Raw genomic sequence first — 13431 nt, 5'->3', positions numbered from 1 at the left:
ACAGAAGCGCAATCTATGAGTAAACCCCGGAGCTGCGCGCCGTTTTGCGCTTCCCCCGGGATCGCTGTGGAGCGGACAGTTTCACATCCTTGCAGGACGTAGACCGGAGCGCAGATCGGAAACATGCTTCTCCCCACTACAGCTACATTCTCGATACTTAAAACCCCAGTACCTAAGGGCACTAGGGTTACGGTTTACAGATATTAGGTGGACTTTTGCAGGACTCTCCTAAAGGCGTGTCTTTTTTTCTATGGGTGCAGAGCGAACTCGTGATTATCGCGACAGATTTAGCGGAGTTTATCGGAGCGGCACTCGGGCTCTCTTTGTTATCCGGTCTTCAGATGCCTGCAGCGGCTGTCATTGCGGCTGCAGGCTCGTTTGCCATATTGGAGCTGCAGCGAAGGGGGTACCGTTCCTTCGAGGCGGTTATCGCTTCCATGCTGCTTGTCGTCGTATTGGCATTTGCGGTCCAAATCTTCATGGTAAAGCCGGATCTTGCAGCCATTGCAAAAAGCGTGTTTTTGCCGAGGTTTGCAGATACGGACAGTATCCTGCTGGCAGCCGGCATATTGGGTGCGACGGTAATGCCCCATGCCATTTATCTGCATTCCTCGCTTACACAAAATCGCGTGATCGGACGGAACGATCATGAAAAAAAGCAAATCTTCAAGTTTGAATGCATCGATATTATCATCGCAATGGTCATCGCCGGAGCGATTAATATGAGTATGCTGATCGTGTCCGCCGCAATGTTTTATGCACACGGTCTATTCATCGAAGACTTGACCACGGCCTTTCACGCATTTAACGATTATGTCGGCCCAGTCGCCTCCTTTTCGTTCGGGCTGGGACTGCTCATCGCCGGATTGTCCAGCTCTTCGGTCGGAACACTGTCAGGCGATATTGTCATGCAAGGGTTTGTAAACATGCGAATCAACTTGTATATTCGCAGAGCTGTCACGATGATTCCTCCGCTGCTGCTCATCGTTTCGGGAGTAAACCCTACGAGTGCATTGGTGACAAGCCAGGTCGTTTTGTCATTTGGAATTGCTTTTGCCCTTGTCCCGCTCATTCTATTTACGAGCAACAAGAGCATTATGGGGGGATTGGCGAATCATCGTGTGACAACGCTATTAGCTTGGATCGTCGCTCTTTTGGTTGTCATTTTGAATATATTTCTGCTGGTTGAGACGCTTTTTTAAAAGGGGTTCGCCACTCACTTGCATGGCTTACCGGCAATCCGCGTCTCAGCCATGGATGGCTTGGCCTGTCGCATTCAGTATGGCCTCCAGCAGCGTTTCCGACAGAGTCGGATGGGCCGCGATAAAGTCTTCCATGGCATCTGCCGTCATTTCCGCATGCAGCATGACGGTTCCCTGACCGACCATTTCCGTCGCCCGGGGACCGACAATCGAGATGCCGACGATTTCATTGAATGTCGGCTCGACGATAACCTTCACTTTTCCCGCCTGTTCATGTAAGATCAACGCTTTTCCATTTGCGGCAAAAGGGAATTCGCCAACGCGGACATCCCCGTACCGCTCTCTGGCTTGCAACTCCGTAAGCCCGACACTGGCGATCTCCGGCGAGGTGTAGATACAGCGGGGGACAGCGCGATAGGATGCTTTCTTCTCCACGCCGCAAGCGTTGAGTGCCGCCACTTCGCCCTCGTGAAAAGCGACATGGGCAAGCTGAATGCCGCCAATGACGTCTCCGCAGGCATATATGTGGGAGACGCTTGTCTGCATGGTCTCGTCAACCTGAATGCCTTTCCCGGAATACTGCACGCCAATCCGGTCCAACCCCAGCTCCTCTACCCTCGGCTTTCTGCCAATTGCCACCAATACATGCTCCGCCCTTATTTCTTCCACTCCGGCTCCCGTTTGTACGGACACTGTTTTCGTTGCCGCATCTGCGCCCGACAGGGCAGTCCCGGTATAAATGGTTGCCCCATCCTCTTCCAACCGCCGTTTCAGCACCTCTGCGATGTCGCGGTCTTCTCCCGGCAACAGTTGTTCAGCCATTTCTACGATCGTGACCTTTGCGCCCATTCTGCTGTAGATGCTGGCAAATTCACAGCCAATCACCCCTCCCCCTACGATCAGGAGCGTGGCGGGAATGCGAGAAAGCGACATCGCCTGACTGCTGTGGATGATCCAGCTTCCGTCAAATGGAGCAAACGGCAGTTCGATCGGCTCGGAACCCGTTGCAATAATAAAGCGGTCAGCGGCGACTTCTTCCACTCCGTCCGGTTTTTCCACTTTCACGACCCGGTCCGTCAAAAAGGAAGCTTTCCCCTGGATGACTTGCACCTTGTTTTTTTTCATCAGGTATCCTACGCCGAGGACGAGCTTTTTCATCACGCTGTTTTTATATTGCTGGACCCCGTACCAGTCGACGTACACGCCGCTTGCCGGCACGGCGATCCCGAAGGCGGAGGCCCGCTTTACCTTTTCAAGCGTTTCCGCGCTTTCCAGCAGCGATTTCGTCGGGATGCAGCCTTCGTTGAGGCAAGTGCCGCCCAATTGGCGGTCCTCTATGACAATGACTTGCTGTCCTTTGCGTGCGGCTGTTATGGCAGCGACGTAGCCTGCCGGTCCTCCGCCGATAATGACTACAGTTCCCACGAGGTCTCCTCCTTACAATAGCAGACTCAGCGGATTCTCCAGGCAGTCCTTGACGCTTCCCAGAAATTGAGCCGCCGGCGCTCCATCCAGCACACGGTGATCAAATGTGAGGCTGAGCGGAAGCAGGCTGCGCCGTTGCAGCTCTTCTCCCTGGTAAACGGCCACTGCCTCGATTGCGCCGACACCGAGAATGCCGGCCTCCGGAGGATTGAGCACAGGCGTAAAATGCTCTACCCCGTACGCCCCCAAATTGCTGATCGTAAAGGTTGATCCTTTCATCTCGTCGCCGCTCAGCCGGTTGTTGCGGGCTTGCTCGCCAAGCGACTTGATCGCCTTCGATAGCTCCAGCAGCGAAAGTTGGTCAGCGTGGCGGATTACGGGGACCACGAGCCCCTTCTCCAGAGCGACGGCGATTCCGAGATGGACATGTCCATATGTCTCGATTCTCGGCTCCTGCTGATCGGTCAAATACGCGCTGTTCATCAGTCTATGCTTTTTCAGCGAAAGGACAACCGCCCGGGCGATCAAGTCGGTTACGGTAAGCTTCCCTTCCTGGCGCTTTTCCAGTTCGGAGGCAAGCTGTCTTTGCAACGCCAAAAGGTCGGTCAGGTCAGCCTTTGCGGTCATCGTTAGTTGGGCGCTCTGCTGCAGGCTTTCCAGCATGCGTGTGGCGATTACCTTTCGCATTCCGGTCACTGCGGTACGCTCCACCACTTCCTGATTGGAAGCCGTTTTTGAAGCTTCCACGGCAGGCTGCGTGGATGACAAAGGGGCTGCCGCAGGCTGAGAAGTCCCTTGCGGCTGAGGGGCCGTTTCTGCGCGGTAAGCGGCCTCCTTCGCCAACGCCTTTTCCACGTCCTCCTTCGTGATGCGGCCTTGCGGGCCAGTACCTGTGATGGACTCCAGATCCAATCCCGCTTCTTCCGCCATTTTTTTGGCGACCGGCGAAACTCTCAGGTTGCTGCCTTTGCGCCCTGCCGGCGCTGGTGTGGCGTTTTCCGTTGTCGGCGCTGGTGTCGTGTTTTCCGCCGTGACTGCTGCTGACACCGGCGCCGTTTTTTCCGCCGCGACTGCCGCTGCGGCCACCTCCTGGGTTGATTCTGCTCCTGCATGGGATGCGTGTTCAATTTGCTCCCCCGACTCTCCGATATAGCCGAGTACGGTTCCATAAGGTACAACTCCGCCATCATTGACGGCGATCGCAAGCAGGATGCCGTCTGCCGGCGCTTCCAGCTCCATTTCGATTTTTTCCGAGCTGATGTCGACAATTCCCTCGCCTTTCGCGATTGGGTCCCCGATTTGCTTTTTCCAGGCGATCACCGTTCCTTCCACCATGGACATTCCCAATTTGGGCATGATCACTTCCGCTGCCATGTTTTCCATTCCCTCCCTCGTTTATTGGGCTGGCAGGCACTCCTCCGCGCTCGGGGAGTGCCCCGCTTTTTCAGGAAACCGCCATGATGGACTCGTCGCCGATCAATTCGGAGACGACCTCGATCACTTTTTTCGCAGAGGGCAAATACAGGTCTTCCAGAGGCGGCGAGAACGGCACAGGCGTATGCGGAGCCGTAATCCGTTTGATCGGCGCGTCGAGCGTGTCAAAGCCTTTGTCTGCGACGAGCGCCGCGATGTCGGTCGCAATGCTGCAGCGCGGATTGGCTTCGTCGATGACGATGAGCCGGTTGGTTTTGGCTACGGAGGAGAGGATGGTGTCTTCGTCCAGCGGCGACAAGCTGCGCGGGTCTACCACCTCGACCTCGATGCCCTTCTTGGCGAGCAGCTCGGCCGCCTCCAGAGCCGTGTGCACCTGTTTGCCGATGGCGACGATGGTCACATCGGAGCCGGTGCGCTTGATGTCCGCTTTCCCGAGAGGAATCGTATAGTGTCCTTCCGGTACCTCACCCGTCATGTTGTAGAGGGTTTTGTCTTCGAAGAAAACGACCGGGTCGTTGTCGGCGATGGCCGTCAGCAGCAAGCCTTTCGCATCGTAAGGTGTCGACGGAACCACCACCTTGATGCCGGGGATGTGGGTGAACATGGCATACAAGCTCTGCGAGTGCTGGGCCGCAGCGCGGAATCCGGCCCCGTGCATCGTGCGGATCGTGATCGGCACCTGGGCTTTGCCTCCGAACATGTAGCGGAATTTGGCCCCCTGGTTCATCACCTGGTCGAGACAACTGCCGATAAAATCGTTGAACATCAGCTCCGCAATCGGCCGCAAGCCCGTTGCGGCTGCAGCCATGGCCGCCCCCACATAACCGGCTTCCGTAATCGGCGTATCGAGTACGCGGTCCCGGCCAAATTCCTGGACCAAGCCTTTGGTCACGCCAAGAACGCCGCCCCATGCTTCATCGTCCTGCAGATGATCGACCTGCGCCCCTCCGGCTACGTCTTCTCCCAGCAAAATGACGTTTTCGTCCTGCTTCATCGCAATTTTCATCGCTTCATTAATCGCTTTTGAAAAACTGAGCTTTCTCGCCATCATTTCTCCTCCCTTCCATTAATAAGAGACGTATACATCGGTCAAGAGCTCGCCCGCTTCCGGGTATGGACTCTGCTCGGCAAAGCGGATCGCGTTCTGAATCGACTGTTCCACCGCTTCCTCTATCTGCCCCAATTCAGCTTCCGCTAGCAGCCGGCTTTCCGTCAGATAATCCCGGAACAGCTTGATCGCATCGCGTTCCTGGATGTGGGCCTGTTTTTCCGATTCCTTTTTATACTTTTGGGCGTCGCCCTCGAAATGACCGTAGTTGCGATAAGTAATGCACTCGATCAGGGTCGGCCCTTCTCCCGCTCTGGCCCTTTTCACCGCTTCTTCGGCGACACGGTAGACCTCCAGCACATTTTTGCCGTCCACGATAACACCGGGGATATTGTAAGCGCTTGCGCGGTCGGCTATATTTGTACAACTGGAGGCATACGTAAATGGCGTCGCCTCCCCGTATCCGTTGTTTTCGGCGACGAAGATCACGGGCAGCTTCCAAATCGCCGCCAGGTTGATCCCCTCATGGAATGTCCCCTGGTTGTTGGCTCCGTCGCCAAAAAAGCAGACGCTTACACTTTGAGTCCGCTTCAGCTTGGCTGTCAAAGCCGCTCCGCACGCCAGAGGGAAGCCTCCTCCCACGATGCCGTTTGCTCCCAGCATCCCTTTGTCCAGATCGGCGATGTGCATGGAGCCGCCTTTCCCTTTGCACAGCCCCGTCGCCTTTCCGTAAATCTCGGCCATCATCCCGTCCAGATCGCAGCCCTTGGCAATGCAGTGGCCGTGCCCGCGGTGTGTGCTCGTAATCGTGTCCCGCACTTCAAGATGGGCTCCGACTCCCACCGCAATCGCCTCCTCGCCAGCGTACAAATGAACAAATCCCGGAAGCTTCCCTTGGCCAAACAGGAGATGCACGGCATCTTCAAACTTGCGAATCTCCAGCATTTTTTGATACATCCATCTCGCCTTTTCCTGTGACAACACCTTATCCTTTGTCGCGGTTATCTTCATTCGAGCTTCCTCCCATCTTTCCTGAGCTTACAACCCGCAAATCAACTACTCGCACACGATTCCCAGCTTCGGCCAGCCTTCCCCCTTCCTTGCCCTATACCCGAAGCAAGTCGTGTGCCAACGCGGCAAACACCGCCGCTTCGTTGAAAAACGGGCATTGTCCGCGCGTCGTCCCATTATCTTGCAATACGAAATGAGACGAATTCCCAAACTGTCTCATTTTGTCTCAGACGTGCCCCAGAGCTGCTTTTGGAATCGAGTAGGAGGGGGCGACTAACCCCCGTCCTCTCACACCACCGTACGTACCGTTCGGTATACGGCGGTTCACCAAGCTTGACGAATTTGAGAATATCGTTGCACTAAGCTTTTCAGCCCTTGTTGTTGCCAGTAGGCAATGCCGAGGGCTTTGTGTATATGCGGAGATTTTGTGGTACGCCATGCACCCTTGCGGGTATTTGCAATTTCAATGGCTTTTACGTGAGATATGCCAAGAGAACGAAGTTCTCGATATCTGGTTCTCACGCGTTTCCACTGCATCCACAAACAAAGACGGAGCCTGCGCCTTGTCCATTCCTCAATGGATTGTAGAATGCCCTTCGCGTCTGCAAGGGCGAAATATCCAATCCAGCCCATGAGGTACTGATTTATTCTTTCAATCCGCTTCTCCATCGAGATGCTCCACACCGGATTCGTGATCGTGCGGATTTTCTCTTTTAGCTTGAGGAGGGATTTGGGGTGGATGCGAATCCTTGTCTGTTTTGCAAAGGTAAAACTAAAGCCCAAGAATTTTCGTTTCCATGGTCGGTCTATCGCGCTTTTCTCCTCATTTACTTTTAGCCTTAGTACCTTCTCCAAGTGGTTTTGAATACTCTTCTTTACTCGTTCCCCTGCCCGTTTTGTTTTCACGTAGATATTACAATCGTCTGCGTAGCGGCAGAAACGGTGGCCTCTCTTTTCGAGTTCCTTGTCCAAATCATCAAGTAGGATATTTGCCAAAAGTGGGCTTAACGGCCCACCTTGCGGTGTTCCTTCACTTGATGTTGTACAGACGCCATTTATCATGATCCCCGCATTCAAGTAGGAACGAATCAGTCTTAAAATTCTCTTGTCCTGAACTTTTCGAGCCACACGGCTCATTAGAATATCATGATTTACGCGATCAAAGAATTTCTCTAGATCGATGTCCACCACGAAACGATATCCTTCGGAGATATACGCTTGCGCTTTCCTTACTGCCATGTGAGCGCTACGTTTTGGACGGAACCCATAGCTAGATTCCGAGAAGGTGGGGTCGAAGATCGGCGTTAACACTTGGAGGATGGCCTGCTGAATAAAGCGGTCTACCACGGTGGGAATGCCTAATAACCTTACACCACCGTCAGGTTTCGGGATTTCGACTCTGCGAACAGGTGAAGGTCTATAGGTTCCCCTTTCCATCTTCTCGCGGATGGCTTGCCAGTGTTCACGTAGATAATCGCGTAGTTGTTCGGTTGAAACACCATCGACTCCACCGACACCTTTGTTTTCCTCCACTCGTTGGAGTGCCATCCGTAAGTTTTCCCGTGATAAGACTTTTTCCAGCAAATCCATAATGATGTTCCTTCCTTCGCACATGCGGACTCCGTGCTTGCTGTACGATACTCAGCCCTCTTTTGTACCCTCGGGGCTTCACCCCTGCTCTTCAAAAGTAGTTCCTTGACAGAATTCTGCTTCGACGTACCGTATCAAAAGACATGGATCGCATGCTGGCTTGATGTTCGGCCCTTCCCCATTCAAGCGTCCTCTACTCGGGTACTATGGCCTCTGCTGACTTCTGCATGTTCAGCGTCTCCTTACGGAGACGGTTACCAACAGTTGAAGGCGTTTCATGCAGACCTCCCCAGGTAAGAACGATAACTTTCATCCCATGTACCTGCCCAAGTTTACTACTGTATCCCTTGGCTGTATGGGGCTTTGTCTTGTTTGGCAGACTCGCCCGGATACAACAGCCTCAAATTGGGTTCGTGTACCTCAGGTCGGGATTTTGCCGCCGGCTTCCTTCAGATTCGACCTCGCGGTCGACACCCTTGCCTTGAGCTAACGGTTGGTACAGCCAACCCCCGTTCGGGACTTTCACCCTATAGCTATCGCCCATGCTGGGCGCACCAAAAAAAAAACAGCCACCGGTGCGGAAAACACCGATGGCTGCGCTTTTGTTTTTTCCTTACACGTGCACAGGGTACCTCCTGCGGCAATCGTCCACAGCCTGCTGCAAGCCGTCCAGCTCAAACCGCAAGCAGTCGCTGTACGGCACGAGTGATGACAGCGAGGCAAGCTGCTGTGTGAGCAGCCCGACAAAGTCTTCTGCGGTCATGTCCCCCACAAGCTCCGACAGACTCGACATGCGGGCCGGTTCCACGATGGGATGGTCTGCCGCAGACGCTCCCCCGGCGGCGAGATCATAAAACGCTTTGACCAGCTTTCCTCTCGCCTCGCCGCTTCCTTCGACCAGCACAAATGCCTGGACGATGACTGCTCTCGTCTGCCTTCTTTGGGCGATTCCGCAAAACTTTTTCCCCCTGACGCTGACGTCAAATTCTCCCGGACAGTACGAGCCGCTTACTTCCCCGGTTTCGATCCTGCAAGACCGGCTTTTCAGACTTTGCCGGATGAGCTCCGCCATCAGGGCAAAGTGGCGCTGTACATCCAGATCGCCTTGCCGATTGGGCAAAATCAGGGACAGATTGACGACGCCGGGGTCCAGCGGCACTGCCGCTCCTCCTGAATTGCGAACCGTCACGGAATAGCCTTGTCCCTGCAGCCACTGGACAGCTTCCCGGACCCGGGGCAGCTTCCAGTCTCTCGACCCGAGCACAAACGCTCTTTCATGCCTCCATAGATGAACAGCGGGCTCCAGCAGGCCGTGCCCTACTTGCCTTCCGTACACTTCATCGAAAGCAAACGGAACCACGATGTCTCCTGTCATCACGTTGGCTGCGGCATCGATAGCGCCTAGCCGAGCAGGCAAGCTTGCTTTGTCCATTCCATCTCCTTTCCGCGCTGCCTTACAGGTTGTACTTTTGCAATTTCCTGTAAAAGGTGCTGCGTGGCATTCCCAAAAGACCAGCTGCAGCGGAAGCGCTTCCATTCGTTTTCTGCAAAGCCTGGATGATCGATTGCTTTTCAAGCTCCTCGCGGTACGTCAACGTTTCCGCACGGCCGCCCCCGCTCTCGCCACCGCCTTTCACAGCAGTCAGCGATCCAGCCATCAGGTTTGGGGACGCTGCCCCTCCCGCCCCGGTCTGAAATTGTTCATGCAGGAGGTATGGCAGCTCCTCTTCGCCGATAATGCTGAGCCTCTCCAATGTATTGAACAGCTCCCGAATGTTCCCGGGCCAGTCGTATTCCATCAGCTGCCGCATGACATGAGGGATAGCCGGCAGCTCCACTTTATTCTGCTGGCAGAAAAAGCGAATCAGACTGGGGATGTCTTCTTTCCGCTCGCGCAGCGGCGGCAGATAGAGCGGGAACACGTGCAGACGGTAGTACAAGTCCTCCCGGAACTTCCCTTCCTTCACCAGCAGGGCCAGGTCCCGGTGCGTAGCGGCAATGACGCGAATATTTACCGGAATTTCCGCATGGCTGCCGATCGGCGTAACCTTCCTTTCCTGCAAAACGCGCAGCAGGGCAACCTGCATCTGATGCGGAATCTCGCCGATCTCATCGAGGAACAAGGTGCCTCCGTTTGCCTGCTCCAGCTTTCCTTTATATCCGTGGCGCCGCGATCCGGTAAATGCCCCTTCCGCATAGCCAAACAGCTCGCTTTCGATCAGGTCTTTGGGGATGGCGCCGCAATTCACCGCAACGAAGGGGCCCGCCTTGTACGGACTGTTCAGATGAATGGCCCGGGCGACGAGCTCTTTCCCCGTCCCGCTTTCCCCCCGGATGCATACATTGGCGCTGCTTTTGGAGATGCGTTCGATTTGCCCGAGAACGTGCCGGAACGCTTTGCTTGTTCCTGCTTCGCCCGGGAACTGAATCTGACTGGACGGAAACGGAGCTTGCAAACGCCGGATGCTTGCCTCGGACTCCAGCAATACCGCACAGTACCCGAGCAGTCCTCCGTGCTGCCTGGAGTAGACAGGCGTACGCTTTCGTTCCACATAGCGGTACTCGTCCAACAGGTCCTGGTAGTCGCATGCTCCCGGCCACTGCAGCATCTTTTGACGAACAGCTTTGTTGACGAAAACGACCTGCTGTCGCAGGTTCAAAATCACGATCGGCTGATTCGTCTCCGCCAGCTCCCATCCACAGCGGATAAGCTCCAGCTCTTCCAGCTCGCGCCTTCTGCTCCATTCCTGCTCTACGGTATAAGCGATGGAGGAAACGATGGCCAGCATATGGGGATGGCTTCGCTCCAGCGGGCACGAGATATCGAGGATGCCGACCAGTTTGCCTTCGTCGTCGTGAATAGGCGCGGCCGAGCAGCTCCATTTATGGGAAGCCACCGAATAGTGCTCCGGGCCGCTGATCAGGATCGGCTCTCCGGCATGGAGCGCTGTGCCAATCGCGTTTGTTCCCACCTCTTCTTCGGTCCAGCGAACGCCCTCCACGAAATTGATATCTTCGGCATATTGCAAAATGGACTTCTTCCCTTTCATGGAGAGCACATAACCCTCAGCGTCTATCAGGATGGCGATCATCCCGGTGTCTTCAATAAATTTGGACATTTTCTCCACATGCGGCAAGGTAATTTCGAGCAATTGCCGATGCTTCCGCTTCTGGCTGTCAAAAGACTCGCCCTTCAAAATTTCCCGTCCCGTCCCCAGATAGGGATCGACATACCTGTTTTTGCAGCGAAGCCACGATTCAGAGATTCGCTTGTTGATGCGTGCAGAGTCGATAACACCTTCTTGTACAAAACGTTTCCACATTTTCGAAGAAAGCGTTTCGTTATACAAGGAGCCGCCCTCCTTTGCTTTTCATGGATAAGGGAATATCTATAGATTACCTGTTTTCATCCGGTTTCTCAATATTCCGAAAATGACCTCTTTGTCTTGGCTGCCGGTGTTTCCGTCGAAAAGCCAGCTCATTATAGTTTGCCTTTTTCGTTCAATTTTTCTTCTCCTGTAGCTTGGGATAGCGAATGGCTTTCTGTGATTTCTGCTTCGCAAAAAAAACACCCAGCGAGTTTCACGCAAAGTCTGATAATCATTTATGATGGACAAAACTGTATTTTTGCCCGTATCGACTGACAGGGCATCAGTTTTACACGGAATATGACCTTAACCACAGATTGTTAACCTTCACAATACCGCCAGGATGATGTAGCACTAAATCAGCCAATTCCTTTACCATCAACTGAAACTCATCGCTTCTTGCTTCATCTATTAGCAAATATTGTACGGTGACTGATCCGGCAGAAGGTGAAATGTCCCTCGCACTCAACCGTTTGAAAAAAATTAAGAAGAGACCCGAACCTTTTTCCCATAGAGAGGCAATATAGGGTGTAAGCTGCTTACTCAGGAGGGCCCTCTGAATGCAAAATGAAGAGATGTACCAATTACTCATAAAAATGAAAGAGGGTGATCAACAGGCGTTTCATACGGTGTATGATGCCACCTATAAGGACATCTACCGGACAGTCTCCTTTCTGGTGGATCATCAGCAGGATCGGGAAGATATCATGAATGAGATCTATATGCAAATGTGGACCTCACTTGCCAACTACGATACGAACCGTCCTTTCCACTTTTGGCTGCACGGCTTGGTAATCCGTCAAGTGCAGAGATTTCGGGTCAAGAGCTGGAGGAGATTCCGAATTTTTGAACGCATCCGTGCCTTCTCTCGGGAAGAGTCTTATTGGGATCAACATACTGCTTTGATGGATGGTACAAACCAAATGATATCGCAATCCATACGAAAACTGACCGACAAACAGCGGACAGTGATTATCTTCCGCTTTTTTCACGACTATACCCTTGAAGAAATTGCGACTTTGCTCGACATTCCGCTGGGTACAGTGAAGTCTAGATATCATGCTGGCCTCCAGGCGCTTCGAAAAAACTTAGGGAATCTCCCCCTGGAAAGGATGGAAAAGATCAATGACTATCGAACGCAAAATCCGTGAGCATCTGCACGAAGAGGCAGAAACGATGGAGTGCCCTCCGGCCATTTCCAAACGAATCGAACAATCCTACTATCAATATTTGCAACGAAAAAGGAGCGAAAAACCCATGAAAAAACGAGTAATTGGCGGAATCGTTGCTGCTGCGTTTTTGATTCCAACCGCAGCATTTGCGGCCCCTGCCCTGATTGAAATGCTTACCAGAACACCAATGACTGCTGAACAAGTCAAGGTGGATGAGGTTGGCAAAGCAGCACTGGAGAAGCTGTATAGCGCATTTCCCGAAACAAGATCGTTTGAGATTGTCGATGCAAGCTACCTTGGAGAAGCCCCCGCTGATTCAACTAAAAAGCAAGCGATCCAGACAAGCATCGCACTGCAGGAAAAGGGAGGAGCCGGCAAAAAGATCAGCCTTACCATCGGTGTTACGGGCAAGATTGACAGCGTGATTCAAGAGAATTGGGAGGAGAAGCCCGTCAGTTCTTTAACCAATCAGGAAATCAAAGAGAAAGTAAATAACCTCATTGACAAAATGTATGGCAGCATCGACGGCTATGAGGTTTCTATGGAGCCAATGGGGGAGCCGCATCAAAAGACGTTTCGATTGAATTACATCGAAAAGGGGTCCCAAATACCGTTCTACCAGGTATTTGTTAAGGACAATAGAATAGATGTTACTCTGCACGGAGGCGAGCGTACACCTTCAAACCTTGTTAAAGTAGAAGGCTTTTTCACCAGAGATGGCAAGCCTGATACTTTTGCTGATTCCTTTTTAAATGATGAAAACCTGTTTTCTTTACTAAACATGAGCCCAACAGAATTGAAACAAGAATTAGCAAAAGGCAAATCTGTTGTGGAGGTTGCCGCCTCTAAAAATGTCTCTAAACAACAAGTGATTGATGTGATTGCAAAAACACAGGTTGAAAAAGAGCTACAAGCTGACCAAAATGGAGCAAGTGTAAGCAATCATGTAAAGGAACAAATGATGAAAGCACTTGAACCAAAAGTAGTACATGTTATTGAACACAAATCTGAAACGCCAGCGAAGAACTGACCAGTCACCACAGTATCAATCGAGATTCGTAACAAGAATAAGAGGCCGGTTTCCTTATCGTTCAGGAAACCGGCTTTTTTAGATCAAACGGGGCTTAGCGTACAAAATCCGCAGTTTGTTGGCGGGACCTTTCTTCAACCGCCTGTGAGTG

General features: G+C 52.9%; 9 protein-coding genes and 1 pseudogene. 3 read left to right on the top strand and 7 right to left on the bottom strand.

Translation table 11 applies throughout. The features are described 5' to 3' along the window. Nucleotides 1-218 precede the first annotated feature (218 nt). Nucleotides 219-1202: pseudogene (locus V5G20_RS04730) on the top strand (Nramp family divalent metal transporter); the annotation flags it as partial. Nucleotides 1203-1247: 45 nt separating this feature from the next. Here V5G20_RS04730 and lpdA read toward each other — a convergent pair. From lpdA to V5G20_RS04695, 7 genes are all read right to left on the bottom strand, one after another. Beyond that, nucleotides 1248-2627, bottom strand: coding sequence for a dihydrolipoyl dehydrogenase (lpdA, locus tag V5G20_RS04725; RefSeq protein WP_039070176.1), 1380 nt, complete (start codon nucleotides 2625-2627; stop codon nucleotides 1248-1250). A gap of 12 nt (nucleotides 2628-2639) precedes the next feature. Further along, nucleotides 2640-4001, bottom strand: a complete 1362-nt coding sequence (locus V5G20_RS04720; RefSeq protein WP_327970314.1) for a dihydrolipoamide acetyltransferase family protein — start codon at nucleotides 3999-4001, stop codon at nucleotides 2640-2642. Between the two features lie 70 nt (nucleotides 4002-4071). Then, nucleotides 4072-5109 carry an alpha-ketoacid dehydrogenase subunit beta gene (locus V5G20_RS04715; protein WP_003390124.1) on the bottom strand — a complete coding sequence of 346 codons (1038 nt, stop codon included), beginning with the start codon at nucleotides 5107-5109 and terminating at the stop codon, nucleotides 4072-4074. An 18-nt stretch (nucleotides 5110-5127) separates the two neighbouring features. Then, nucleotides 5128-6120 (bottom strand): thiamine pyrophosphate-dependent dehydrogenase E1 component subunit alpha, encoded by a 993-nt coding sequence (locus V5G20_RS04710; RefSeq protein ID WP_003390126.1) that lies wholly within the window; start codon nucleotides 6118-6120, stop codon nucleotides 5128-5130. A gap of 324 nt (nucleotides 6121-6444) precedes the next feature. Beyond that, on the bottom strand, nucleotides 6445-7710 hold the full coding sequence (gene ltrA / locus V5G20_RS04705; protein ID WP_024985202.1) for a group II intron reverse transcriptase/maturase: 1266 nt from the start codon (nucleotides 7708-7710) through the stop codon (nucleotides 6445-6447). A gap of 613 nt (nucleotides 7711-8323) precedes the next feature. After that, a complete protein-coding gene (locus tag V5G20_RS04700; RefSeq protein ID WP_003390128.1) occupies nucleotides 8324-9142 on the bottom strand; it encodes a lipoate--protein ligase family protein in 819 nt (272 codons plus the stop codon). A gap of 22 nt (nucleotides 9143-9164) precedes the next feature. Further along, on the bottom strand, nucleotides 9165-11033 hold the full coding sequence (locus tag V5G20_RS04695; protein ID WP_035979890.1) for a sigma-54-dependent Fis family transcriptional regulator: 1869 nt from the start codon (nucleotides 11031-11033) through the stop codon (nucleotides 9165-9167). Between the two features lie 605 nt (nucleotides 11034-11638). Here V5G20_RS04695 and V5G20_RS04690 point away from each other — a divergent pair. Both V5G20_RS04690 and V5G20_RS04685 read left to right on the top strand, forming a co-directional pair. Beyond that, the gene (locus V5G20_RS04690) at nucleotides 11639-12229 is read left to right on the top strand and encodes a sigma-70 family RNA polymerase sigma factor (RefSeq protein ID WP_003390131.1); all 591 of its coding nucleotides are present in this window, start codon (nucleotides 11639-11641) and stop codon (nucleotides 12227-12229) included. Further along, on the top strand, nucleotides 12204-13280 hold the full coding sequence (locus V5G20_RS04685) for a hypothetical protein (protein WP_338463188.1): 1077 nt from the start codon (nucleotides 12204-12206) through the stop codon (nucleotides 13278-13280). Before V5G20_RS04690 ends, V5G20_RS04685 begins: the two co-directional genes overlap by 26 nt. Nucleotides 13281-13431 lie beyond the last annotated feature (151 nt).

This window comes from Brevibacillus borstelensis (assembly GCF_036700025.1).
GTDB classification, from domain to species: Bacteria; Bacillota; Bacilli; order Brevibacillales; family Brevibacillaceae; genus Brevibacillus; species Brevibacillus borstelensis.
This window is presented reverse-complemented; position numbering and strand designations above follow the sequence as displayed.